At 69.1% G+C, this 24,903-nt stretch carries 21 protein-coding genes and 1 pseudogene; 10 read left to right on the top strand and 12 right to left on the bottom strand.

Features of this window, described 5'->3' with window-relative positions; translation table 11 throughout:
* Positions 1 to 367, top strand: a pseudogene (locus AB0J09_RS07310) (RNA polymerase subunit sigma-24); the annotation flags it as partial.
* Positions 368 to 386: 19 nt separating this feature from the next.
* Here the strand turns inward: AB0J09_RS07310 and AB0J09_RS07315 are convergent.
* Positions 387 to 1,904, bottom strand: a complete 1,518-nt coding sequence (locus AB0J09_RS07315) for a protein kinase (RefSeq protein WP_360686577.1) — start codon at positions 1,902 to 1,904, stop codon at positions 387 to 389.
* A complete protein-coding gene (locus AB0J09_RS07320; RefSeq protein ID WP_360686580.1) occupies positions 1,894 to 3,237 on the bottom strand; it encodes a DUF4407 domain-containing protein in 1,344 nt (447 codons plus the stop codon). Before AB0J09_RS07320 ends, AB0J09_RS07315 begins: the two co-directional genes overlap by 11 nt.
* A gap of 269 nt (positions 3,238 to 3,506) precedes the next feature.
* On the opposite strand from AB0J09_RS07320, the gene AB0J09_RS07325 reads away from it, so the two are divergent.
* From AB0J09_RS07325 to AB0J09_RS07335, 3 genes are read left to right on the top strand one after another with little or no spacing between them, the layout of a single operon-like run.
* Positions 3,507 to 4,937, top strand: coding sequence for a hypothetical protein (locus AB0J09_RS07325; protein ID WP_360686583.1), 1,431 nt, complete (start codon positions 3,507 to 3,509; stop codon positions 4,935 to 4,937).
* Positions 4,924 to 5,925: a hypothetical protein gene (locus AB0J09_RS07330; RefSeq protein WP_360686586.1), complete on the top strand. Its 1,002-nt coding sequence runs from the start codon at positions 4,924 to 4,926 to the stop codon at positions 5,923 to 5,925. Before AB0J09_RS07325 ends, AB0J09_RS07330 begins: the two co-directional genes overlap by 14 nt.
* Positions 5,913 to 7,847, top strand: a complete 1,935-nt coding sequence (locus AB0J09_RS07335; RefSeq protein ID WP_360686589.1) for a hypothetical protein — start codon at positions 5,913 to 5,915, stop codon at positions 7,845 to 7,847. The genes AB0J09_RS07330 and AB0J09_RS07335 overlap by 13 nt, the downstream gene beginning before the upstream one ends.
* 35 nt (positions 7,848 to 7,882) lie before the next feature.
* On the opposite strand, the gene AB0J09_RS07340 is transcribed toward AB0J09_RS07335, so the two are convergent.
* The 4 genes from AB0J09_RS07340 to AB0J09_RS07355 are packed head-to-tail and all read right to left on the bottom strand — an operon-like array spanning position 7,883 to position 13,037.
* Positions 7,883 to 9,913: a sugar-binding domain-containing protein gene (locus AB0J09_RS07340; protein WP_360686592.1), complete on the bottom strand. Its 2,031-nt coding sequence runs from the start codon at positions 9,911 to 9,913 to the stop codon at positions 7,883 to 7,885.
* 27 nt (positions 9,914 to 9,940) lie between these two features.
* On the bottom strand, positions 9,941 to 10,783 hold the full coding sequence (locus AB0J09_RS07345) for a carbohydrate ABC transporter permease (RefSeq protein WP_360686595.1): 843 nt from the start codon (positions 10,781 to 10,783) through the stop codon (positions 9,941 to 9,943).
* Positions 10,780 to 11,685, bottom strand: a complete 906-nt coding sequence (locus AB0J09_RS07350) for a sugar ABC transporter permease (protein ID WP_360686598.1) — start codon at positions 11,683 to 11,685, stop codon at positions 10,780 to 10,782. The genes AB0J09_RS07345 and AB0J09_RS07350 overlap by 4 nt, the downstream gene beginning before the upstream one ends.
* Positions 11,682 to 13,037, bottom strand: coding sequence for an extracellular solute-binding protein (locus AB0J09_RS07355; RefSeq protein ID WP_360686601.1), 1,356 nt, complete (start codon positions 13,035 to 13,037; stop codon positions 11,682 to 11,684). The genes AB0J09_RS07350 and AB0J09_RS07355 overlap by 4 nt, the downstream gene beginning before the upstream one ends.
* A 131-nt stretch (positions 13,038 to 13,168) precedes the next feature.
* Between AB0J09_RS07355 and AB0J09_RS07360 the strand changes: the two genes are divergently transcribed.
* Complete coding sequence (locus tag AB0J09_RS07360) at positions 13,169 to 14,185, top strand: LacI family DNA-binding transcriptional regulator (protein WP_360686603.1); 1,017 nt, start codon at positions 13,169 to 13,171, stop codon at positions 14,183 to 14,185.
* Here AB0J09_RS07360 and AB0J09_RS07365 read toward each other — a convergent pair.
* Positions 14,182 to 15,348: a cellulose-binding domain-containing protein gene (locus AB0J09_RS07365; RefSeq protein WP_360686606.1), complete on the bottom strand. Its 1,167-nt coding sequence runs from the start codon at positions 15,346 to 15,348 to the stop codon at positions 14,182 to 14,184. The two genes, AB0J09_RS07360 and AB0J09_RS07365, sit on opposite strands and share 4 nt — an antisense overlap.
* A 420-nt stretch (positions 15,349 to 15,768) precedes the next feature.
* On the opposite strand from AB0J09_RS07365, the gene AB0J09_RS07370 reads away from it, so the two are divergent.
* Both AB0J09_RS07370 and AB0J09_RS07375 read left to right on the top strand, forming a co-directional pair.
* Positions 15,769 to 16,758, top strand: coding sequence for a sigma-70 family RNA polymerase sigma factor (locus AB0J09_RS07370; protein ID WP_360686609.1), 990 nt, complete (start codon positions 15,769 to 15,771; stop codon positions 16,756 to 16,758).
* Positions 16,759 to 17,032: 274 nt separating this feature from the next.
* The gene (locus AB0J09_RS07375) at positions 17,033 to 18,208 is read left to right on the top strand and encodes an MFS transporter (RefSeq protein ID WP_360686612.1); all 1,176 of its coding nucleotides are present in this window, start codon (positions 17,033 to 17,035) and stop codon (positions 18,206 to 18,208) included.
* Positions 18,209 to 18,312: 104 nt separating this feature from the next.
* On the opposite strand, the gene AB0J09_RS07380 is transcribed toward AB0J09_RS07375, so the two are convergent.
* The 3 genes from AB0J09_RS07380 to AB0J09_RS07390 form a co-directional block, all read right to left on the bottom strand.
* Positions 18,313 to 18,573: a hypothetical protein gene (locus tag AB0J09_RS07380; protein ID WP_360686615.1), complete on the bottom strand. Its 261-nt coding sequence runs from the start codon at positions 18,571 to 18,573 to the stop codon at positions 18,313 to 18,315.
* A 75-nt stretch (positions 18,574 to 18,648) separates the two neighbouring features.
* Positions 18,649 to 19,452 carry an SAM-dependent methyltransferase gene (locus tag AB0J09_RS07385; RefSeq protein ID WP_360686618.1) on the bottom strand — a complete coding sequence of 268 codons (804 nt, stop codon included), beginning with the start codon at positions 19,450 to 19,452 and terminating at the stop codon, positions 18,649 to 18,651.
* 85 nt (positions 19,453 to 19,537) lie between these two features.
* Positions 19,538 to 19,765, bottom strand: a complete 228-nt coding sequence (locus tag AB0J09_RS07390; protein ID WP_360686621.1) for a hypothetical protein — start codon at positions 19,763 to 19,765, stop codon at positions 19,538 to 19,540.
* A gap of 347 nt (positions 19,766 to 20,112) precedes the next feature.
* Between AB0J09_RS07390 and AB0J09_RS07395 the strand changes: the two genes are divergently transcribed.
* Positions 20,113 to 20,517: an MmcQ/YjbR family DNA-binding protein gene (locus AB0J09_RS07395; protein WP_360686624.1), complete on the top strand. Its 405-nt coding sequence runs from the start codon at positions 20,113 to 20,115 to the stop codon at positions 20,515 to 20,517.
* 101 nt (positions 20,518 to 20,618) lie between these two features.
* Here AB0J09_RS07395 and AB0J09_RS07400 read toward each other — a convergent pair whose 3' ends face one another.
* On the bottom strand, positions 20,619 to 22,454 hold the full coding sequence (locus tag AB0J09_RS07400; protein ID WP_360686627.1) for a glycoside hydrolase family 97 catalytic domain-containing protein: 1,836 nt from the start codon (positions 22,452 to 22,454) through the stop codon (positions 20,619 to 20,621).
* Positions 22,455 to 22,523: 69 nt separating this feature from the next.
* Positions 22,524 to 23,132, bottom strand: a complete 609-nt coding sequence (locus AB0J09_RS07405) for a dihydrofolate reductase family protein (protein WP_360686630.1) — start codon at positions 23,130 to 23,132, stop codon at positions 22,524 to 22,526.
* Between the two features lie 490 nt (positions 23,133 to 23,622).
* Between AB0J09_RS07405 and AB0J09_RS07410 the strand changes: the two genes are divergently transcribed.
* Positions 23,623 to 24,180, top strand: coding sequence for an ATP-binding protein (locus tag AB0J09_RS07410; RefSeq protein WP_360686633.1), 558 nt, complete (start codon positions 23,623 to 23,625; stop codon positions 24,178 to 24,180).
* The gene (locus AB0J09_RS07415) at positions 24,126 to 24,890 is read left to right on the top strand and encodes an alpha/beta hydrolase (RefSeq protein ID WP_360686636.1); all 765 of its coding nucleotides are present in this window, start codon (positions 24,126 to 24,128) and stop codon (positions 24,888 to 24,890) included. Before AB0J09_RS07410 ends, AB0J09_RS07415 begins: the two co-directional genes overlap by 55 nt.
* The last annotated feature ends 13 nt before the right edge of the window (positions 24,891 to 24,903 follow it).

Genomic DNA, 24,903 nt, shown 5'->3' on the forward strand with positions numbered 1-24,903 from the left:
CGGCCTGCAGGCCGCGATCGCCGCCGCCCACGCGTCGGCGCCCTCCGTCGAGGCGACCGACTGGGACCGGATCGTGGTGCTCTACGAGGCGCTCGGCCGGGTCGCGCCCTCGCCGGTGGTCGAGCTCAACCGGGCCGTCGCCGTGGCCATGGCCTCGGGCCCGGCGCAAGCCCTGGCCATCGTGGACGAGCTGATCGCCTCGAACCGGCTCCCCGGTTCGCATTTGGTTCCGACCGTACGCGGCGAGCTGCTGGCCCGGCTCGGACGGCGACCGGAGGCGCGCGCCGAGCTGGAGCTGGCGGCCCGGCTGTGCACCAACCAGCGCGAACGCTCAGTGCTGCTGCGCAAGGCGGCCACACTGGGCTGACTTATGTCGTCGTGCCCGCCTATCCTCCGGCGGCTGGTTTCCGTTCAACGGCCTCCCGAGTCGCGGACGGCAGCAGGGGCAGCAGCCGGTCGCGGTCGGAAGGCGGGCAATGCGCGAGCAGCCCGGCGATCGTGGCGGACGGAAGGCGGCTCAGCGCCTGACCGGCCGGGCCCTTCGGCATCGCGGCGACCGCAAGGCCGGCCTGCCGGAGGTCGACGGCGGCCATCGCTTCGATGGCCGCCGCGGAATGCCGATCGTGCATGTGACCGAGCACGTCTCCGCGGTGGCGGGAGTCCATCGCCAGTACGACCCCGGCCACGAGGTCCGGGTCTCGTACCTGGTCCAGCAGCCGGCCCACGCGGACAGGGAGCAACATGCCCAGGATCGTCGCACTCTTCGCCGCTTGGCGGCACATCTCCTCGACTGCGTCGGTCGTGAACAACTGCCAGTGCTGGGAGAGGAGTTTCGCCGCCTCGCCGGCGGGCAGCTCGAGGATCTTCGAGCCTCTTTCCGCGGCGGCGGCACCGGCGAGCGCCCGACGCACTCGTTGCGCCGCCACGCCACCATCCGGGCCCGCGCCGTTCCCGCCTCGGCCGCGGCTCCGGTTTCCTCCGGAGACGCCGCCGCCCATCCCTCCGGCCCTATTCGCCCCATTCGTCCGCGGAGGCGGAGGCGGGGGCGGGGGCGAAGGAGGTCCCGTGGTGGGGCCTCGCGATGTCCCACGGGGCCCCGCCCCGGGGTTGCCCCTGGCGACCCGTTCCAGTTCCCGCGCCAGTTCACCGGCCTTCATCCGGTTGTCCGGGCTCCTGACCAGCAGCCGGTTGATCGTCGATTGGAGACTGCTCGTGCGGGTCATGGGGTGCGCGGGTAAAGCGAGGATGGCGTTTCTGGTGGCTTGGTCGGAACTCCCGTGGAAGGGCGGACGTCCCTCCAGGGCCGTGTAGAGGGTGGCGCCGAGCGACCAGAGATCGGACGCCTCGCTTGCCGGGTCGCCTTGTAGCCGCTCAGGGGCTGTGAAGTCCGGGGTGCCGACCACCTGACCGAGCATGGTGATGCGCTCGTGGCCCTCGATGGCGGCGATGCCGAAGTCCACCAGGACGACCTGCCCGGCAGCGGTGATCAGGATGTTGTCCGGTTTCACATCGCGGTGGAACACCCCTACCGCATGGGCGGCGACGAGCGCGTCGAGCGCCTGGGCGCCGATCCGCGCCACGGCGGGCTCGGACAGGATTTCCCTCTTGATGAGCGCGCTGAGCGCGTCGCCCCGCACGTAGTCCATCACGATCCACGGGCCGTCCGGGACGTCGAGCACGTCGAGGACCCGGACGATGCCCGGGTGGTCGATCCGAGCCAGCGCCCGCGCCTCCACTTTCGCCCGTTTCTTCAGTTCTGCCAGGCGCCCGACGTCCGCGCGTACCTGCTTGAGCGCCACCACGCGGTCGAGCTTGCAGTCCCGGCCGCGCCAGACCCGTCCCATGCCGCCGGCGCCCAGTTGCGCCTCGATGACGAACCGGCCGGCGATGCGATCACCAATCATCGTTCAGTCCGGCGTGCTCAGCGCGCCGTCCGTCGCCGGTCCCGACCGGCCGGGAAGCACGGTTGTCGCGGAGATTACGAAGTGCATCGTCCTCGAAGCTCCTGCGCTCGAGGCGCTCCGTGCGCGGGGGCGAGGACGGCGTGCCGGATTGGTGGAAAACTTCGGTACGGGGTTCGTCCGCGATGTACGGCCGGGTCGTGCCGTCCCCCCAGTCGTTCCGCCGCGACCGTCTGTCCCCCTTGTAGATGTCGTCCATGGCCTTCTCGATCTCCACCCTGTCCAAAGCGGCCACGATCGTGTCGTAACTACCAGGCCGCTGCATCAGCTTGACGAGGACCGGCAGACACTCGATGAGCAGGATGAACAGGAACAGCAAGAGCCTGGCCATGTTGAGGGTCGCGTTGTCCTGCGACACCCTGCCGAGCGCCTCCAGCCGCAGCATCAGGCCGTCGGACCCCTGGATCTCCGAGGCGAAGCCGTCCCGGAGCCCCGCCTGCTGCTTGGTCAGCTTGTCCAGCTCCGCCTGTACGCCGCGCAGGTCCTGCTCCGCCTGGGCCAGCCTGCTCGCCTTTCCGGCCTCTTGGGTGACGCTGAGTTGTTTCTTGCGCTGCTCGATCTGCTGGTTGATCTCATTCACCCGCTCGCCGGCGGCCCTGTACGCCTCCTCCGCCGCCTTCGCAAGAGGCCCGGACCCCTTCTTCGCGCATTTGGGCGGCCCGACGTACAGCTGGCACTGCCATTCCTGGTAGAACTTGTCCCGCTGCTTCACCGCCTGATCGCGCGACTTGTTCAGTTCCTGGATCCGGGGGTCGGCCGCCGGATCGAGAGCGGTCTCCCCGCGAGAGGCGACCACAGCTTGCAGAGCCTCCGCGGACTTCTGCAGCGCGGCTATGCGCCGGCCGGTCTCGCCACCCTGCTGCGTGCGGGTGAACGCGTCGGCCTTCTCCTGCTGGATGTCGACGATCTCGGCATCGATCTCGGGCTTGAAGATCTGCAGGACCAGCGGCGTGGAGATGACGGCGCCCAGCAGCAACGCGAGGAGCACCCGAGGCAGGGCGAGCCAGAAGCGCCGTCCACCTTGCACCGGCAGGGACGTGACGAGCCACCGGTCCAGACTCAGGATCGCCACGCCCCAGACGAGGCCGATCAGGACGGCGACCGGCAGGAACACCTTGAGCGCCGAGGCGAGCGCGAATGTCATGGAGATGGCCGCGATGCAGGCCGTGGTCAGGAGGGCGCCACCCAGGCCGTGAAACCTGGCGCGCTCCCCCTTGTGCTTCTCGAGCACATCCGAACGGGCACCCGACAGGACGATCAACCATCTACCGACCACGCGCGGCTCCGGGGAGAAGGGACAAGGCGCTGTACGCCCTACCCCGTGAGTAATCCACTGACTACCATAAACAACCGGCAATCTTGATTTATCACAAACTATGTCAGGCACCCCGCCACTAACAGCTTTCACAAGGAGCAAAGAGCAATCACAAACCACCAGAAATCGGACAAAGTATTGATAATCATCCTTTATCGCCACATGTCCCGCCAATTAGTGTCAAACAGGGCATTGTAACGAATAAAAGTTCGAATCTGGCGGGAGATTTTTTGAACCATTTCGCAGAGGGCGGGTTGCGTGGCGATCTCACCGATCTGATCGCCTCGTTCAGGGAACGGCTGGCCGTCGTTGAGATCGACGCCGCCGGGATACGGATCTTCGAGGTCCGCGTCGACGAGGTCGGCACGCCGTACCACACGCGCAGAGCCGCCGCCAAGTGGTCCACCTTGACCGCCTCTGGCGATGAGGTCTTCGACGCGGTGCTCCGGGTCGCCGGCGATCTGATCTCCGCCGACGAGGAGGACCCGGTGATGGTGGTGCGCTCCGCCGACGGGCCCGAACAGGAGGCGGCCTTACGCGCGCTGCGACAATGGCGCCCATCGGCCCAGGTCGTCGAGGCGCCCGGGGTCAAGGTCGGGGAGCTGCTCGCCGAGTTGATCGCCGGCGCGCCCCTGCGTCAGGCGTACGACCTGATCGTGGCCCGCGAGCGCTCGGACGGCGGCTGGCTCGAACTCGTGGGACAGCGGCTCTTCGGCTCCGGGGCGAAGCCCGGGGACGAGGCCCAGGTGACCGTCACCTGCACCGCGCCGACAGGCATGTTGCTCGCGGTCTCCGCCTGGTCAGGCCTGCTCCAGCCATCGGAGCTGGTGTCGGTGGACCACGCGCCGCTGCCGCCCGGACGACATGTGCTGCGGGCGGTGCTGGAGCGGCCCGGCGTCGTGCGCTTCCCCGAGGTCCCCGGCCTCCAGCCGGACACGCGTCCGTGGGCCGAAGTGATGGCCGTACTGCCGGACCGGCTGGAACCCGCGCCCCGGCCCGCGCACCTGGTGTGCGCCATAGAGACGGCGGGGACCATGGAGGAGTTCGAGGCCCGCTGCCACTGGGCCGGCTACGTGATCGACCTTCTCGCCGAGCGCGGTCTCGGCCTCCAGCAGCTCGAGGTGTCCGTCGTGGGTTACGGCACCCACGTGTTCGGCGCCAGGCACGCGGACCGTACCCGGCCGACATTGGCCGTCTGGTCCGCCTCCACGGCGCAGGCACGGGCCGCCCTGGAGTCCCTGCAGCCAACCGCGCCGACCTACCCGAACGCCGCCCAGCTCGAGGACGTGCTCGGGGAGGTGCACGCCCGGCTGCTCTCCCGGCAGGGCAACCCACAGACGGCGCTGCTCACCATCGGGGCTCGGCCGCCGCATCCCCCGCGGTCCGGCCTCGACCGCGTGCCCCCCTGCCCCGCGCGGTACGACTGGCTGGCGCTGCTGCACGAGCTGGAAGAGCGCCTCGGCCTGAGGAGCGCGGCCATCTGCGACAGTACGCCCGCACTCTCGTCTCCCTGGCGTCGGCTCGGCTCGGCCGCGCTGTTCCAGGTGGATGCGGTGAACGCGGAAGAACTCGTCGTCCGGCTCGGCCTGGTGAAAGAGCCTGGCGCCGCGCTTTCCCTTCCCTTCGTCTCCCAGAATGAGGACATCGGTGGTCGACACTGACTCCGCCCCCGGCGGTCCTGAGCGCGGTCGCGACCCCGACATCGCGATGTGGGGGGCTTCGGGCAGCGGCAAGACCGCCTTCCTGGCGGCGCTGAGCATCGCACTGAACAAGGCCCCCGACGCGGGCTGGCGGCTCATCGGGGAGAACCCGGTGTCCCGGACAGAACTCGCGAAGTTGCGCAACACGCTGCTGCAGGCGCGCACGTTCCCGGCCCCGACCGAGGCGCTGACCCACTACAGCTGGATGGTCATCGGCCCGGCGGAGGCGCCGCGCAGACGATGGTGGTGGCCGTGGGCCACGCATGTGGCGAAGGCGCCGAAGGTCAAGCTCGACTTCCTGGACCTGCGCGGCGACCTGTACGCCGAGTCCGAGACGAACATCGACAAAAAGGCGCTGGTCGACAGCCTGGTCGAGAGCCGCGGGCTGATTTACATGTTCGACCCGGACCGGGAGGCCCGGGTGGGCGACGCCTTCAAACACCTGGACGCCGCGCTGCACGAGGTCGCCGGGCGGATGCTCGTCGGGGACGAGTACGAGGACGGCAAACTGCCCCACTACATCGCGGTCTGCATCACCAAGTACGACGACCCCAAGGTGCTGAGGATCGCGATGGAAGACGGGTACACGGAACGGGATCCCACCGATGAGCTGCGGATCCCCCGTGTGCCCGAGGATCGGGTCCGCGATTTCTTCCGGCTGCTGTGCCGGGAGGCCCAGGACCACAACGCGGAGATGATCCTCGACCTGATCGAGGCGTTCTTCCATGAGGACCGCATCAGGTACTTCGTAACGTCTTCGGTGGGCCTGTTTATCGATGAGGATTACGGCCGTTTCGACCCTGACGACTTCCTGAACGTCATCGACAACGCGAACGGCGGGCTGACGATCCGGGGGGCCATCCGCCCCCTGAACGTGATGGAGCCCGTGATCTGGCTCGGCCGCATGCTCCGGCCCGGCATGATGAGGAGCAGACGATGGGAGGACTGACCGCCCACTGGGCGATCCTCGGCAAGACCCCGGAGAGCCTGGACGACTACAGTGTGATCGGCTGCAGCACGGGCGCGATCAGCAACGCCGACTTCGGCATGTGGCTCAAGGCGTTCACCTCCGGCACCATGGAGCCCAAGGCCCTCCCCCGGGTGGCGACCAACTACTTCGCCACCGGCCCGGACGGCGAGCCCTGGCTGGGGCTGTCCCTGCAGACCGAGCCGGAATCCCAGGACGGCTTCCAACGCCCGTACGCGATGACGTACTACGTCTGCGCACGCTGGGCGGACCTCGTTTCCGAGCCGTCCAGGGTGTCGTACCGGGCTCTGTACGAGGCGCTGCAGGAGGGGGACTTCTCCGGCGACCGGCCCTTCCCGCTCTCCCTCGCGGCGTACGACGAGCGTCAGCTCGCCGGTGAGGTGAACGGCACGGCACGGCGGGCGGCGGCGCTCCTGCTCACCGGGCGGCCCGTCTGCGTGGTGCGGGCCGGTCATCTGTCCATGGACCGGCGGCTGGATTTCCTCGACGCCGTGGCGGGGCTGCTTCCGTACGGGTTCCGCCACACGCTCGCGGTCTCGACATGGACCAACAGCGCCTCCCGGCACCGGATCCGCCTGTCCTTCGCCGAGGTGTCGCCCACCCACGGGACGTGGGAGCTGCCCTGGGAGGCCGGTGAGCCGGCGGAGTCGTACCCGCCCCAGGCACAGTTCTATGAGAAGGAGCTGGAGCGCTATCAGGGTGAGGACCTTTGCGAGCTGATGAGGTGGCTCGCCACCTTGGCGGAGCCGCGCGACTTCGACAACCTGTCCCACCGCGCCGCGGCGTCCAGACTGCTCCGCGGCCGCACTTCCGCCCGGCTCCCGGCCGCGCCCGACCAGCACACCGCCGTCGTACGCCCGCCGAAACCCTCGGTGGAGCAGCTGCTGCACCAGTGCCGTGAGAGCATCGCGAACGCCGAGGAGCAGCGGCTCAGCGGCCTCAACACGCAGCTGGCGCAGCGGGCTCGCGAACGGGTCCCGGACCGGGACCGTAAGACCTACCGGGTGTTCATCAGGGCGAACCCCATCCGCCCGCCCGAAAGGCTGGCCGATTCGGCCGTAGTGCGGAACTTCTTCGAGATTCTGCTGCAGCTGCTGTACGCGTCGCCGATGCACGCGGCCGACGTAGAGGAGATGCTGGTCGATCTGGGCGGCTCGCGCCGATCGGAGCCCGACCTCCCGCCGGCGCTGCTCGCCGCGCTGAGCCGGCTCCTGCCGCGGAGCGCTCCCTCAGGCCGGTTGCTCATCGCGAACCTGCAGGGCCCCCAGCAGCTGCACAAGATCCTGGACGGCATGTCGGAGGACGAGTTGTTCCACGTCGCCGTCCGGTCCCGCAACCGCAAGGTGCTGGACATCGTCGTCTCCGAGGCGGACCGCCGCGCGGTCCCCACTGATCCACGGGCCATGGAGGCCGTCAAGTACGGGCTGACGCAACACCGCTACCTCATCGAGGCGATCAGCTCCATCTGCGCCGCCGAGGAGAGCCTCCTCTACTACCAGGATGTGCTCTGGGTGAGCCATCGCCGGCTGCTCACCTCGGCCGACATCGAAGAGATCCTCGCGGGCCTGGACCGCCCTCCCCAGACGTTCCTGCTCGCGATGGTGGCCGTGAGCGCAGCCGGAACGGCCCCGACCATGCTGCACACACTGGCGGACAGCGCGGTGCGCGGACTGGGCCTGACCGGAACGTCCGTCGCCAACAGCGTCAAGGCCGGCCTCGACCGCATGACCGCCCCCGAGGATGACGGCGAGGGCCGGAAGCCGTGGTACCGCCGGCGTCCCGGCCTGAGCAGGCTGAAGCCGGTTTCCACCCTCGGGAAGGTCCTCACCGTCATCTCGATCGTCATCCTCCTCGCGGCCCTCTCCTTGCGCCTGTGGCTCTGACCCCCCAGCACGGTCAGCGGTAGAGCGCGTCCGGGTCAGGCGGTCGGGTCGTCCCCGATGACCGGGGCGGTGTGGGTGTCCACGTCCACGGCCGAGCGGGCGACGACGGTGCCACCGCTGACCAGGGCGATGTGCAGCCGCCCGCTCGTCCAGCCGTCCGGCAGCGCGGCGCCGACCTCGGCGGGGCCGCTGAGCACGAACGGCTTGGCCTCGATCCACGGTCCCTCCGCGCCGAAAGCGCCGGGGGCGGTGGGAGCCGGGCCGAAGACCGGGGTCCACGCGGTGTGCAGATGGCCGTTGACCGGCTCGGCGCCGTGGTGCGAGACGTGGACGGGCACGGTGACCTCACGCGACTCGCTCAGCAGGTCGCGGCCGGGCGCGACGGGGACGACGTCCAGCACGAGCGTGGTCTCGGCGTTCACGTCGGCGGGGTCCACGCCGGCCAGGTCCTTGGCGCGGCGCTCGAAGTCGAGCAGGCCCGCGGACTCGTGCTCGATGTCGTACAGCTCGGTGTAGACGTAGCCGGCCAGGCGGTCGTGCCAGCGCAGCTCCTGGGTCTGCCAGCGCAGGTGCCAGGCCCGCTCGACGCTGGTGAAGCCGCCGCCGTACTCGCTGTTGAGGTTGGGCAGCCCGCGCAGCGGCTGGGACGGGACCCCGGCCAGCTTCTTGCGCACCACGTAGTCCGGGCCGAGCCGCACCGGGAAGTCGTCCTGCTCGCCGTCCAGCAGCGCTGCCACCGTCCTGCCCCAGGAGGCGGCGGACTCGTCGTAGTAGTGCCAGTCGAGCAGGTCGGTCCTGACGTGGGTCCAGCCGGAGTTGTCCACGGCCGGCCTGGTCGGGTCGAGGGCCTTGAGCAGCTCGTACGCCTGCGCCGCCGCCTGCTGCTTGGCCGGGTCGCCCGGAATGTCCCAGTCCAGGCCCCATTCCTCGTTGTACAGGCCCCAGATGACGATCGCGGGCGAGTTGCCGTCACGCTCCACCATCGGTGCGATCTGCTCCTCGAACGCGGTCACCGACTCCGCCGAGAAGCGCCCGGTCGCGGCGGGCTCGGCCCACACCAGCATGCCGAGCACGTCGGCGTGGTGGACGAAGCGGGGGTCCTCCAGCTTGAGGTGCTTGCGTACCAGGTTGTAGCCCGCGGCGGCGGCCAGCTCGATGTCGCGGCGGAGCGCCGCATCGTCGGGGGCGGTGATGCCGGTACAGGGCCAGTAACCCTGGTCGAGCACGCCCCGCACGAACAGGCGGCGGCCGTTGAGATACAGGTCCTCGCCGATCACCTCGACGCGGCGCAGCCCGGTGTAGGCGGCGACCTCGTCGGTGCCGTCGGCCGAGGTCAGGCGGGCGTCCACGTGGTAGAGGTGCGGGTCGTCCGGGGACCAGAGCCGCGGCCCGGCGACGGGGATCACCGCTCGTGCGACGCCCTCCGCGACCGGGACCTCTACCGTCGTGTCCGTCCCGCGCAGGGCCAGGTGGAGCACGGACTCCGACGGCCCCGCCACCCGGGCCTCCACCTCGATGGCGTCCAGCCCTTCAGAGGGGCGCAGCTTCAGCGCGGACACGTACGTGGCGGGCCGGGCCTCCAGCCAGACGCTCTGCCAGATCCCGGATGACGGGGTGAAGCAGACGCCGTCGTAGTCGTCGCGCGGGATGCTGCGCTGCTTGCCGTGCGCGAGCTCCCGCTTGTCCAGCGGCGCGGAGACCCGTACCACGACCTCCTGCGGGCCGTCGCCGCGCAGGGCGTCGGTGATGTCGGCCTCGAACGGCGTGTAGCCGCCCCGGTGCGTGACCACCTCGACGTCGTTGACCCAGACGGTGGCCCCGTGGTGCACGGCCCCGAAGTGCAGCACGGCTCTCTGACCCGCCCACTCGGCGGGGATCGTGATCCGGCGGCGGTACCAGGCCACGGGCAGCCAGTGGGCCTCGATGCCCGACGCGGGGGTCTCCCAGGCGAAGGGCACGGTGATGGTCCTGTTCCAGTCCGGCTCGGTGTCGGCCCGGAAGTCCCACTCGCCGTTCAGGCTCGACCAGGAGTGCGACCGGTCGAAGTGGGGACGGGGGTATTCCATGGTGCTCTCTTCCGTGGGGACGGCGGGTCAGCCCTTGACGCTGCCCGCGAGGATGCCGTTGATGAAGTGGCGCTGCAGCAGTACGAAGATCACCAGCAGCGGCAGCATGGCGATGCTGCCCGCGGCGAGCAGCTCGCCCCACACGGTGGCGAAGTCGGCGCCGATCCGGTTGCCGGTGACGTTCTGCGCGAGGGTGGACAGGACCACCTGCAGGGTCTGGTGCGAGGTGTCGTTGACGGCGACGACCGGCCAGACGAAGTCGTTGTAGATGTTCATGGTGGTCAGCACGGCCAGCGCGGCCAGTCCGGGCCGGATCACTGGGAGCACGACCTTGGCGAAGATGCCGAACTCGCCCGCCCCGTCCACCCGGCCCGCGTCGATGAGCTCGTCCGGGATGGCGGCGATGGTCTGCCGCATCCAGAAGATGCTGAACGCGTCGATGCTGCCCGGCAGGATGAGCGCCTGGTACGTGTTCACCCAGCCGAGCGCGCTCATCTCCAGCAGCAGCGGGATGATCAGCACCAGCGTCGGCAGCATCAGCGTCAGCAGCACCACGCCGAACAGCACGTTCTTGCCGGCGAAGTCGTACTTGGCGAAGGCGTATCCGGCCAGCGGGCAGAAGAACATCGTCATGGCGCCCCTGACCACCAGCACCAGCGCCGTGTTCGCGAACCCGGTGCCGATCGGCACGTCGGCGAACATGGCCCGGTAGTTGTCGAGCGTCAGCGCGCCGATCGACAGGGGGTCGGCGATGATGTCGGCCGCCGGCTTGAGCGAGGAGCTGACCGCCCACCAGATCGGGTACAGGAACACGATCGCGAGCAGCGCCAGGACCGCGTACTGCAGGGGTCCGGGGCGGGTCTGGTTCATGACACCTCGTCTTTCGGCCGGAGCAGCCTGACCGACACCAGCGACAGGCCGAAGACCAGCAGGACCAGCAGGAACGAGTTCGCGGCGCCGGTGCCCAGGTCGGAGGCGGTGATGTGGTCGTACAGGTAGAGGCCCGCGGTGGTGGTGGAGCCGTATGGGCCGCCCTCGGTGACCACGAACGGCTCGGCGAACATCTGGAAGACGGCCAGGGTCTGCACGACCACCAGGAACGCCATGCTCCGCCGCACCAGCGGGACGGTGATCGACCAGAACTGGCGCCACCGGGAGGCGCCGTCGAGCGCGGCGGCCTCGTACACACCTCCTGGGACGGCCTGGAGGCCGGCGAGCAGGATGATGATCGCGAACCCGGTGGTCTTCCACAGGAACAGCAGCGCCAGCGTCGGCTTGGACCACGCCGTGGACGTCAGCCAGCCCACGTCGGGCAGGCCCACCAGGTTGAGCAGGTAGTTGACCAGGCCGTAGTCCTGGTCGAACAGCACGATCCAGACCTGCGCCATGGCGACCAGCGGGGTCACGAACGGCGCGATGAACGCCACCCGGAACAGCCCGCGCAGCCGCAGCTTGGCGTTGGCCAGCAGCACCGCGCCGCCCAGCCCGGCCACGACCTGGATCGGCACGATCAGCAGCCACATGACGGCGCTGTTGCCGAGCGAGGCCCAGAAGTCCGGGCTGGTCAGCAGGTAGAGGTAGTTGTCCGCGCCGACCCAGTGGGCAGCGCCCGCGCCCCGCCAGCGCATGAAGCTGAGCTGGAGCGCGTAGATCAGCGGGTAGATCCCGAACGCGGCGAAGACCAGGAAGAACGGGGCGATGAACAGGTACGGCGACAGCCGCGTGGACCTCACGCGCGGCCGACCGGCCCGGGTGATGCTCGCGAGACTCATGAGCGGTCGATCAGGTTGCGCTGGATCTTCTCGGCCGACTCCGTGATCACCTGGTCGGGGGACATCTTGCCTTCGATCAGGCGCTGCATGTTGTTGCCGAGGTAGTCCACCGACTGGGCCCACCACCAGGGGATGGGCGCGGCGGCCGGGATGGTGCCCGCGGCCTCGACGGCGACCTTCCACAGGTCCTGGCCGCCGAGCGCCTCGATGGGCTGGAAGAGCGGCTTGGCCGGGTCGAGTGCGGGGGTGAAGCTGGGGATCGAGGTGGACAGGCCGCCGGGGTAGACGGCGTTGGGGCCGTACACGGCGGTGTAGCCGGGCTCCTTGAAGCACAGGAACTCGTACAGCAGCCAGGCCAGCTCGGGGTTCTTGGCCTTGGCGGGGATGACGAAGCTGCTGCCGCCCATGGCGCCGCTGCGCGCGCCGCCCGGTGTCCAGGCCGGCAGCGGCGCGGCCCGCCACTTGCTCTTGGTGGCCTTGAGCAGCTGCTGCGGCGCGAACGACCACCAGATCGCCCACGGCACGAACACCTGCTGGCCGCTGTCCAGCGTGTTGACGTCGGCGGGCTCGAGGTAGGGGGCGTGGGTGACCAGGTCGTCCTTGACCGCGCTCTGGATCCAGCCGAAGATCCGCCGGTATTCGGCGGAGTCCAGCCGCAGCTTGCCCTGGGCGTCGGTGAGGCTGGTGCCCTGCTGGTTGGCCAGCATCTCCAGCCAGAGCTGGCTGAGGAACGGGGTCTTCTCCAGGTGGATCGGCTTGGTCTTGGGGTCCTTCTCCTTGACCGTCCTGGCGGCGGCCAGCAGGTCGTCGTAAGTGGCCAGGCTCGCGGGATCCACTCCGGCGCTCTCCAGCACGTCCTCGCGGTACCAGAGCAGCCCAGGGTCCAGGTCCCAGGGAACACCGTAGATCTTGCCGTCCACGGTGTTCACGGAGAGCTTGTATGGCGAGGTCTGGTCCCGGTACGGCGTGATGAGGTCGGTCAGGTCGTACAGGTGCTCGGCCTGCCCGCCGATCTTGGCGTCGTCCCAGAAGCTGCCGTCGGGCACGTCGGTGCCGCTGATCAGCGTGTTGGCCAGCTTCGCGTCGATGTCCACGGCCTGGTGGTTCACCTTGACGCCCGGGTACGCCTCGCGGAACTTGCCGATGGCCGCGTCGAACACCTTGAACAGGTCACCCGACCGGTTCCAGATGGTGATCTCGCCCTTGGCCGACGACGCCGACGCGGCGGGCGCGGCCAGCTTGCTCGGCTGCGTGCTCGGGCCGCCCGGTGCGCACGCCGCCAGCGAACCGGCCGCGGCGATGCCCAGGGCTCCCTTGAGAAAACCGCGCCGGTCTATGTGGGGTGTGGACATCTCTGTCTCCTCGGCCTGGGCTCAAGTGAGGGCTCTGCAACGATGCAGACATAATGCATACTTGTCTGCAACGATGCAAGAGCGGTTTGGGGATCTTCCCAGGCACAGCCTTCGGAGGGTATAGGAGACGCATGGCCGGTCCAACGCTGCGCGACGTCGCCAAGCGGGCGAACGTATCGATTCGCACCGTGTCCAACGTGGTCAACGGTTACGCGCCGGTGTCAGACGAGCTGCGTGCCCGGGTGCAGGCCGTGCTGGACGAGCTCGACTACCGTCCCAACCTCATCGCGCGCAATCTCAAGCAGGGGCGTACCGGGATGATCGCCCTGGTGGTGCCCGAGCTGGACGTACCGTACTTCGCCGAGCTGGCCCGCGAGGTGATCACGGCGGCCCGCGCCCACGGCTACGTGGTGATGGTCGACCAGACCGACGGCGACGGTGACCGGGAGCGCGAGCTGCTCGGGCGGGACTCGCGGGCCACGATGTTCGACGGGCTGCTGCTCAGCCCGCTGACGATCTCCGCCGAGGAGCTGCGCGGGCGCGGCAACCGGATCCCGATCGTGCTGCTTGGCGAGCACATCTTCAACGGCAGTTTCCACCACGTGGCCATCGACAACGTCGCCGCCGCCCGCGAGGCCACCACCCACCTGCTGAACCTGGGCCGCCGCCGGGTGGCCGCCATCGGCGACCAGCCGTACGCGACCGGCGAGACCGCCCAGCTGCGCACCGCCGGCTACCGCCAGGCGCACGCCCGCGCCGGCCTGGAGGTGGACGAGGAGCTCGTCGTCTCCACCTCGCACTTCCACCGGCGTCTGGGCGCCGAGGCCATGGAGCACCTGCTCGCCCTGCCCGAGCCGCCCGACGCGGTGTTCTGCTACAACGACCTGCTCGCCCTGGGCGCGATCAGGGCACTGACCAGGGCGGGCCGCCGCGTCCCCGACGACGTGGCCGTGGTCGGGGTGGACGACATCGAAGAGGGCGAGTACAGCACACCCAGCCTGACCACGATCGCCCCGGACAAGGGGGAGATCGCGCGCAGGGCGGTGAACACGCTGATGGACTCGATCAACGGCTCGCCCGCCGCGCCTTCCGAGATCATCGTGCCGCACCGGCTGATGGTCAGGGAGAGCACCGCGGGCTCGACTTAGCAGGACAGCGGTGACGAGCTGAGTGCCACGTCGTCGTACCAGAGGGTGTCCTGGTCGTTGCCGTAGCTCTCCCAGCCCAGCCGCAGTGTGGCCGGGCGCGGCGCGGTGGTGCGGCGCAGCCACTGGGAGTCGATGTCCTGCGTCGGGGTGCCGTCCACGCGGAGGCCGGCGACCTCCTGGTCGTCCAGATATGTACGCATCGACTGCTTGGAGGTGTCGACCTCGTAGCGGAGGCAGACCCAGCGGTTGACAGGCAGCGCGGCGCTGAGCGCGACCCCAGCCGGGCTCTGCTCGGGCAGGGTGGCGTCGTCGGATTCGCGGTTCCACTGCAGGGCGCCGTTCTGGCCGCCGATGCGCAGGTCGCGGTTGCCGTCGTTGGCGTCAGCCATGGTGATCATGCTGACGTGGGTCGCGGGCAGAGCGGTCGTGTGCCGGACCCACATCCTGGCGTAGACCACCGGGCCGACGTGGGAGACGTCGCGGGTGGTGCCGACGAAGAGGTGATTGCAGTAGTCGCCGCCCCCGTTGACCCGCAGGGACTTGCCGCCGCTGTGCGAGATCGCGGTGTCGATCGCGGCCGTGCCGGTGCCTGCGCAGTTGGGGGTGACGACCTGCCACTCGCCGGACGGGCTGCCTGTCTGGTCCTCGAATCCCGAGCAGACCGTCGCCCCTGAGCAGCCGGGCGGCACGGTCGGGGTGACCGCCGGGGTGACGGTGGGCGTGACGGTGGGGGTCTGGCTCGGGGTTGTGGTGCCGTTGCAGGCCACGTCGTTGAGCGTGAAGTCGGTGGGTGTGGGGTTGGCCGCCGACCAGGTGGCCTGCAGGCCGAACTCGGCGCTGCCACCCGTGGCCAACGCGCCGTTCCACGCCACGTTGGCCGCCGTCACCACCCTGTCGTTCTGCTCCACCTGTGCGTTCCACGCACTCGTCACCCGCTGGTCCCCCGCGTACGTCCACCGCAGCCGCCACCCGCTGAGCGCCGTCCCCAAGTTCGTCACCTTCACCTGCGCGGTGAAGCCTCCCTGCCACGAGTTGACGGTGTAGTCCACCCTGCATCCGGTGTCCGCCGAAGCGGGCACGGTCACGGCGATGCCGCCGATCGCCATGGCGAGACAGGCGACGACGGCCCAGAGCCGGGAACGCAGCGCGAGGGGACGGGACATGACATCGCTCGCCTTCGGGACTCGAGGGCCACGGCATGGGAGCGCTCCCAAGCCGTCTCTTGACGACGATGTTTCGCGGGACCTTACCGAGGTGTCAACGCAGGCCCCTCCCCCGCGCCCATGACCGCGCCTGCCCCACACACCTGACCAGGCAAGCTCACCGCGCGACCCGCCCTGCCCGCGGCTGAATCTTTCATCGCCGCCGGAAGCCCGCCGCGAGCACCGCGACCGTCTTCCGCGAGCAGTTCATCCTGCGCTGCGGCGTCGCACCCCGACTACCGCCGGGCCTTCCGGCCCGGGCGAGATGCCGCACTCACGACGGAACGCCGTGACATGTGACTCACATCACCTATCTGTCTTCGGCGACGGCGACGGATTTTCCAGCGGCGGCCGGTCTTTATATGGACCGAACCCATCACCATGACACCTCCGGGAGAAGCCGCGATGCTGCCGGACGCCGAGTTCTCCGCCCTGACTGAGCCGTTCCGGCCGGAACTGCTCGCGCACTGCTACCGGATCCTCGGCTCGATCCATGACGCCGAGGACCTCGTGCAGGAGACCTACCTGCGCGCGTGGCGCGCGTTCGACCGGTTCGAGGGCCGCTCCTCGGTACGGCAGTGGCTGTACAAGATTGCCACCATGGCCTGCCTGACGGCCCTGGAGACGCGCTCGAGGCGGCCGCTCCCCTCGGGCCTGGGCGCCCCTTCGGACGATCACCGGGTGCCCGTCGCCGCCGGCGAGCCGTCAGTGCAGTGGCTCCAGCCGGCGCCCGACGCGCTGTTCGGCGCCACCGGCGACCCGGCGGCGATCGTGGCCGGGAGGAGCGGGGTGCGGCTGGCCTTCGTTGCCGCGCTCCAGTTCCTGCCCGCCCGGCAGCGGGCCGTGCTGACGTTGCGTGACGTGCTGGCGTTCCGGACGGCCGAGGTCGCCGAGATGCTCGACACGACGGTCACGGCCGTCGACAGCGCGCTCCGCCGCGCCCGCACCCACCTGGCCCAGGTCGGGCCGGTCGAGGACGACCTGGCCGAGCCGGACGAGGAAGCCCTGCGCGCCCTTCTGGACGGCTATGTCGACGCGTTCACCCGTGCCGACGCGGCGGCCCTGGTGAACCTGCTACGGGCCGATGTCGAGCTGGAGATGCCGCCGATTCCGACCTGGTTCACGGGCCAGGGTGCCGTCCTCGAGTTCCTGTCCCACCAGGTCCTACGGCGGGACAGATGGCGGATGACGCCGACCCGGGCCAACGGCCAGCCTGCCGTCGTCATCTACGAACGCCAAGCCGACGGCCGGTACGAGGCGTACGGCGTTCAGGTCCTGACCCTCATCGGGAACCGGATCAGCCGCATCACGGCGTTCATCGATCCGAGCCTGGTGCCGACGTTCGGCCTCGCGCCCGCGCTCGCGAGCTGAACCACTGCGGTCGCCCGTTCGTCTGGCCGGGACGCGTGTCGGACTCGCGCAGCAGTCGTGCCGCGTTCGTCATGCGTTATGGCGGTGAACAGCGGCGGCCTCCGCCCACCGCCACGCCGGGACCAGACGAGCGGCGCCCAGCCACACGTTGGGATTTGCATCCGCCAGGCGCCTGTCTCGGGGACGGTGTGGTCCGATACCTGCCAGTGTCTGCTCCTCCATCACTGCTTGGCTGGTTTCCCGCAGTCCACGCGCTCCTGCCTGAACGGGAACCATGTCAACGACCACGCTCACCCGGCCGCGCTCGCCCCTCATCAACTGGCTCGCGGTCGCGTCGCTCATGCTGGGCATCTTCGCCATCGTCACCAGCGAGATCCTGCCCATCGGCCTGCTGACCGCCATCGGCGCCGACTTCGGCATCTCCGACGGCACCACAGGGCTGACCATGGCACTGCCTGGCATCGTCGCCGCGATCGCCGCCCCCGCCGTCACGGTGGCCACCGCCCGCCTGGACCGCCGCGTGATGCTGTGCGTCCTCATGGCGGTGCTCGCCGCCGCCGATGTGCTGGCGGCCGTCGGGAACTCCTACTGGATCATGCTGATCTCCAGAGTGCTCGTCGGCCTCACCATCGGCGGCTTCTGGTCGATCGGGGCCGGGCTCGCCGGCCGCCTGGTGCCACCGGCGGCCGTCGGCACCGCCACCGCTGTGATCTTCTCCGCCGTGCCGCTGGGCTCCGTGCTCGGTGTACCGGCCGGAACCTTCATCGGGCACATTGCCGGCTGGCGGATCGCCTTCCTCGTCCTGGCCGCGCTGGCCATCCTGGTCCTGGCCGCGTTGCTGGTGCTGCTGCCACCATTGCCCGCCCACCAGGTGACCAGCGCTCGCGTCCTGCTCGACCTGCTTCGCAACCGAGGCGCCAAGATCGCCCTGCTGACCACCTTCCTCATCGTCCTGGCCCACTTCGGCACCTACACCTACGTCACCCCCTTCCTCGAGCACGTCACCGGCCTGCATTCCGCGGCCGTCAGCGTCGTCCTGCTGGCTTATGGCATCGCCGGAATCGCCGGTAACTTCCTCGCCGGCAAGGCCGCCGCCGCAAGCCTGCGGCACACCTTCGCGGCCTGCGGCTGCCTGATCGCGGCCAGTACCCTGCTACTGCCCTTGATCGGCACCACGCCCGTCGGCGCCGTGGTGTTGCTCGTGCTCTGGGGCCTGGCCTATGGCGGCGTGCCCGTCTGCTCGCAAGCCTCCTTCATCAACTCCGCCCCCGACACGCCCGAAGGCGCCACGGTCGTCTTCACCTCCTCGTTCCAGGCGACCTTCGCCCTCGGCGCGTTCCTCGGCGGCCGCGTCGTCGACGCCTTCTCGGTCTCCACCGTGATGATCTGCGGTGGGCTGAGCGCCTTCCTCATGGCGGCGTCCCTATGGTCGCTCACCAGATCCGGCTGATCCCGAGCCCTGTGCTCACCACTGGCCCGGCCTGACTCATAACACCCCGCCCGGCCCGGGCTTCGCGGTCTCCCTGCCGAGAGGCAGCCGGCGATCGGAGGGACTCAGCGAACGATCCGGCCGCGATGGATGACGCGCGCCGACGTGTGCAGGACGGCCGGCTCGGAGCGCGGGTCCGCATCGTAGGCGCGCAGCCAGCCGCCGTCCACAACCGTGGTGGCGCCAGGCAGCGGCTCGCACGCCAGCCTGCCGTCAGCGATCCAGAACTCGGCCCACTCCTCCGAGGGCAGCGCGACACCTCGCACGTGCAGCCGCTCCCGGTGGCGGCCCTTGCCCGCGCGGCTCGTCTCGCTCGCCATGGTCATGCTCTCGTACGGAAAGTTCCCCGGCGGTGACGGAGGAACCCGACCATGTGCAAATGCGCCACCGGCGAGCGAATGCTAGCCCTTGCGGGCGATGCCGCCGTACATGAGCCGGTGACCCACGGTAAGGTCCCTCGGCACCGGCCCGTCCGGCCGCCACAGCGGTAGCGGAACCACGCCCGGCTCCAGCAGCTCGAAGCCGTCGAAGAACCCGGTGATCTCCTCCGGAGTCCGGAACCGCCCAGTGCCGAGCAGCGCCAGGTACTTCTTCTCCGCGTCCCGGGCCTCCTGGCTGGAGTCGCAGAAGTGCGTGATGAACAGATGGCTGCCCGGCGGCACCGCCGCCATGTACGCCTCGACGATCCCCTTGGGGTCTTCGTCGTCGTGCAGGTGGTGCAGGATGCCGACCAGCATCACACCCACCGGCTGGTCGAAGTCGATGAGCTTGCGAACCTCCGGGTCGGCGAGGATCGCCGCCGGGTCACGCAGGTCGGAGGTCACGACCGCGGTGTTCTCGTTCTCCGCCAGCAGCGCCCGCCCGTGGGCCAGCACCATCGGGTCGTTGTCGACGTACACCACCCTCGCCTGCGGGTTCGCCTGCTGCGCCACGTGGTGAGTGTTCTCAACCGTCGGCAGACCCGAGCCGAGGTCGATGAACTGGGTGACACCCTCGGCGCACATGAACCGGACACCTCGGCCGAGGATCTGCCGGTTGTAGGTCGCCACGTCGTAGATCTCGGGGACGACCTTCACGATCTCGGCGACGAAGGCGCGGTCGACCTCGAAGTTGTCCTTCCCCTTCAGGACAACGTCATAAGCCCTGGCGATGCTGGGCCTGGTCGTGTCGATGCTGGCCTTCCATGCGTCAAAGTCATTCCCCACCGGACGGTCCTTTCTCGCGGCTCCGGCCTTCCAGGTACCGATGATCATAGGGCTCAAGAGAGGGCGAAATGCGGCTTTCCACCGCTCAACAGTCTTGACGGTCCCGACAGGGGACGAACCTGGGGCGCTTCACTGGATCAAGGTTGTGGCCGAGCGCTTCCGCTGGCTGGCCACGGGCTTGCAGGCTGCCGAACACGAACACCCGGCGCGAGTGGTGGAAGAGGAGCGGGGTCGTCGTCTCCCGCACGAGCGAGGTCGCCTCGGCGGCGATGGGGCTGTCAGGGATGACGACCCCGGCGATCGTCTCGGACATGGGCGTCTCCCATCGAAATGCTCGTGATCCCTCAAGATCATGGAGGCAGCAGACAATCCGAGGATGGATTACCCTGCACACCGCAGAGCAGAGTCAAGGGCAGATAATTTCGCCACGTTCCAGCTGGATCCACTCCGGTTGGGCGGACTCACATCTGGTCTCAGGGCGGCCTTGTCCCGGGGGTGTGCGCCGTTTCGGTTGAGTTGGCGCTCGGCTCGTTGTATCTCAGGTTTCGGTGTTCCTGATTTCGCGCCGATGCTCTCCGAGCCGTCCCCAGTGGGGCCGGCCATCTCGGAGAGACCACGGCCGAACATGCTCGATGGTGGGGACCGCGAAAGGAGTCCGCTGTGATCACGCTCGACGACATCCGCCGTTTCGCGACCGCGTTGCCCGAGGTGGAGGAGGTCACCCACTTCCGGCTGCCAAGCTTCAAGGTCAGCGGCAAGCCCTTCGCCGGCATGGAGAAGGGGGACGCGACCGCGGTGTTCTCCGTCAGTCAACAGGAGGCGGCGACGGCCGTCGCCGAGGACGCCGGCGCCTACGCGGAGGTCTGGCGCACCGCCTCCACGAAGATCTGGGTCGGTCTGCGGGTCGATCTCGCCAAGGTCTCACACGAGCGCATTCAGGAACTTGTCGAGCACGCCTGGCGGAACAAGGCTCCCAAACGAGTGGTGGCCGCCTACGACGCACTGGCCGGGCCCGACCGATCGGCCCGCCGCGTGCAGAACGAGGAGCCACCTCGCGATCAGTAAGACGACAGACACCGCCGGCTCCGTCTCGATGGCGGCCTACGCCTTCGCCCGGCTGATCAGGGCTCTGGTGCGGCGGGCGGCCCGCCGCACCGGAGGCATCCTCAGCGGGCGCAGGTCGTCAGGCCGGGCCGCCAGCGGCACGCGATGGCGGCGAAACCGCCGTCGGCCCGCGCCTCCACCGCCAGCGTGCCGCCCTGCACCACGTGCGCCTCGCGAACGAGGCCGTCAACGCCGTCCCGCGTCACCTCGACCAGCCACCGCCCCGGCAGGAAGCTCGTCGGCACCTGGAACGTGCGGGCCGCCCCGGAGACACCGGCGCCGATGAACCAGCGATCGCCGCTGCGTCTGGCCATCACCGTGTGGTCGGCGGGCCTCCCGGACAGCAGCCGCGTCTCGTCCCACACGGTGGGCACCTGGTCGAGGAATCGCTCGGCCTCGGGCCGCGCGCGGTAGGCGTCCAGCGACCCGGCCAGGTTCTCCAGCCCCGACTCGAACACCACCGAAAGCGCCAGCTCGTGCGCGTCGGACGTGGGCCTGCCGGACCGCTGGAAGGCCATCGGCGTGTAGTCCATCGAGCCGATCTCGTTCCTGGTGTACGGGAGGGCCGCCAGGTGGCTGGTGGTCAGGTTGGACGACTTCTCCGCGCCGTGCACCCCTTCCATGGTCATCACGTGAGGCCACGTCCGGTTGATCCCCTTGGGCACGGTCGAGCCGTGGAAGTTGACCATGAGGTGGTTGTCGGCCAGGTCCCGCAGCGTCTCGTCGTACCACTGCAGCCGCTCCTGCGCCTCGGAGTCGATGAAGTCGAGCTTGACGCCCTTGACACCCCACTGGCGCAGCAGTCCGAAGCGCTCGACCCGCTTGTCGTGGGTGTCGAAGTCGGAGAAGCGCAGCCACGCCATGATGCCGACCCCGCGAGCCCGGCCGTACTCGACGAGCTGCGGCATCCAGGTGAATTCGGCGGTACGGTCCGTCCAGGCCCGCTCACCGGTGACCGGATCGTCGTACCAGCCGGCGTCGACCAGCACGTACGGCCAGCGGTGCTGCGAGGCGTAGTCGACGAACTCCTTCTGACGCTCCAGGCTCTGCTGCACGCTCCGGCCGCCCGCCAGCCAGCTCCACAGCACCTTGCCCGGCTTGATCCACGAAGTGTCCGCGAGTCGCGAGCTGGGCGCGAGGTCGTCGACGAGGGTGGATTCGGTGACGGTCGCGAGGTCGCCTGTGACCATGACCCGCCAGGGCGTGGTGAGGCCGTCGGCGTAGGGGACCCGTGCGTCCCAGAGGGCGATCCGGTACGTGTCCTGGTCGCGTACCAGGCGGGGGCCGGTGTAGGAGCCGTTCAACGCCGACTCGGCCAGCAGGAGGTAGTTCTGGCCGACCCCGAACAGGGCGGGCATCTGGTACTCGCCCGACGGGACGTCGGCGTACTGGATGAACGGGTTCTCGTAGTCGCGGCGGTGCGCGGCGAGCCAGGCGGTGGGCCCGCCCGGGACGTCGAACCCCGAGGCCTCACCGAGGACGGCGCCGGCGCCGGGCAGCTCGTAGCGGTAGGCGACGCCGTCGCGGGCGGCCCTGACGACCAGATCGAGCTCGGCGTCACCGCGGGCGAAGCGGAAGCGGGTCTCGTTCATCACGGACATGCGCTGGAGGCGCTTGCCCGCCGTGGTGGTGTACCTCTCGACGACGGCGCGGCTGGATCGACCGCTCAGGCGCAGGCCGGTGGTGAGGTCAGCCTGTTCCGTGGTGACGCCGAGCGGGCTGGGGTCGAGCACCGTCGCTCCCGCCCGCGACACAGCCACGGACGGGCGGCCCCGCTCGTCGAGGTGCACGGTGGCGACGGGCCCGCCCGCGGGCGCGGTGATGGTCCAGGTGTCGGCAGAGGTGGTGGGAGTTGTGAGCAGTCCGGCGAGCAACACGCCACTCAGTAGCCAGTTCAACGGGTGCCTCCCAAAGGCTCGGGATGCACCCTAATTAACTTCGTCAAGAATTGAATGGCAACCCCTGGTCTACTGCTCTCCCTGGGACAGGTGGGTCTTGGCGTCGTCGTAGGAGGCGTCACCCGTCGCCTCGGCGGGCCGGTAGACCAGGTACAGCACACCCGTCGTGAACGTCTCGGACTTGATCAGCTCCAGAGGGATGGTGTTCTCCCCCTCGTCGAACAGGCGCTCGCCCTTGCGAACGGCGATCGGGTGCACCAGCAGGTGCAGCTCGTCCAGCAGTCCCGCGGCAAGCAACTGGCGGATCACCGAGACCGAGCCGCTCACGGCGATGCGGCCGCCCTGCTCCTTCTTCAACGCGGTCACGGCCTCGACCAGGTCACCCTGGAGCAGCTCCGAGTTCCGCCAGGTGAACTCCAGGGGCTGGCGCGACACGACGATCTTCCGTGCGTCGCCGAGCGTCTTTGCGAAGCCGACGTCCTCACCGCCCTCGGCCTCCCGCTCCGGCCACGCTCCGGCGAAGCTGTCATAGGTCTTGCGCCCCAGGAGCAGGGTGTCGGCCATCTGGCCACCCACGGCCGCGCCCATCTCGTCGTTGAAGTACGGGAAATGCCACTCCGCCGGCTCCTCAACGACCCCGTCGAGTGAGATGAACAGGCTTGCGGCGATCGTCCTCATGATGGTCCTCCAGGAAGGGGCGGGGCCGGCCGGCCCAGCTGTTCTGATGTGCCTGTAGCCTCGCGGAACATCCTTACGGAACGCTTAAGGTCTCCTTTGGGACGGGCGGCGACGATTGCAGAGGCGGCAGGTGTGCCGCCGGGCGGGCCGCGCCGGCGGAAGCGCTCCTCGATGCCGAGCGATACCGCCATCAACCACAAATGATCCACATTTTCTGCCATTCGCGTTGACAACAGCCTTACTCCGGCCGATGCTTTCCTCGCTGCACGCCCATTTTTTGACCATCACGCCCAATATTTGGGCATCTGGGAGAAGTCCACGCCGTGTTCGCGATTCATCGCCTGAAACCTGAGTTCGGACGCGCCGCAGCCGTTTCAAGGCGCCCCATGGAGGTCGGCGCGGGACCGGGAGCCTCCGACGACAGGGACATTACGCAATGCCCTAGTGGCACGTTGACCTGCCATTTACCGCCAATCGCAGCGAGCGTGCCATGAATGTCGCCACCGACCTCACGAGCCGGCTGCTCTCCCGCTGGTGCGATCTGCCCCGCTCGCCGATCGCGTCATCCATCGCCCGCCGCTGGGTGTCGGCGATGCTCGCCTCCTGGGACGCACCTCTCTCCCCCGCTGATGAGGCGACGATCGCCGAGCTGACCAGCGAGTTGGTCACGAACGCAGTCCAGCACGCGGTCCCGCCCGCTCACGGATCCTCCGACATCAGGATCAACGTGCGAGTGGGGGGCTCCACGATCTGGCTGGCGGTCTGCGACCATGATCCAACCCTCCCCACGCGGCGGGCCCCCGACTTCCTGGCCGAAAGCGGACGCGGGCTGTTCCTGGTGGAGGCGCAGGCCGACCAGTGGGGCGCTGTCCAGCACGAAAACGGCAAGTACGTCTGGTTCAGCCTGGAATGCCTCGACGGCACCCAATGTGCGGGTGAACAGACGCCGACCGCCACGGCATCCGGCCCCACGAACGCTAAGGAGAATCCGTCATGTCCCCCGTCGTCCTTCCCCACAACGTCCTCGGTTCCGGGCCGCACCGCGTAATCGCGTTGCACGGCTGGTTCGGAGACCGCGGCTCCTTCAAGAAGATCCAGCCCTACCTGAACGGCGAGGCCTTTACCTACGCCTTCCCCGACTACCGGGGATACGGCCAGGCTCGCGATCTCACCGGTGAGTACACCCTCACTGAGATCGCCGCCGATGTGACAGCGCTCGCCGACAAGCTGGGGTGGGAGACCTTCTCCCTGGTCGGTCACTCGATGGGCGGGACGGCGATGCAGCGGGTGATGCTGGACGCGCCCGGCCGGGTCCGCAAGCTCGTCGGCATCTCTCCGGTGCCGGCCTCCGGCGTGCCGTTCGACGACGAGGGCTGGGCGCTGTTCTCCGGCTCCGCCGAGGAGCCCGCCAACCGCCGCGCGATCATCGATCTCACCACCGGCAACCGGCTTCCGGGCGCCTGGCTCGATGAGATGGTGGACAACTCGCTGCGGAACTCCACGGTGACCGCTTTCCGGGCCTACTTGGACGCCTGGGCCCGTACCGACTTCCACACCGAGGTGGCCGGCACCAGCACGCCAGTGCTCGTCATCGCCGGCGAACACGACCCCGCGCTCTCCGCCGATGTCATGCGGGGCACGTGGCTGCAGTGGTACCCGAACGCCGAACTGCTGACATTCGCAGACGCCGGCCACTACGCGACGGACGAGACACCGTTGGCCCTGGTTTCCGCCATCGAACGTTTCCTGGCCGTCTGACGATCTGCTGGAG

The organism is Nonomuraea sp. NPDC049784, assembly GCF_040659615.1.
Lineage (GTDB): Bacteria > Actinomycetota > Actinomycetes > Streptosporangiales > Streptosporangiaceae > Nonomuraea.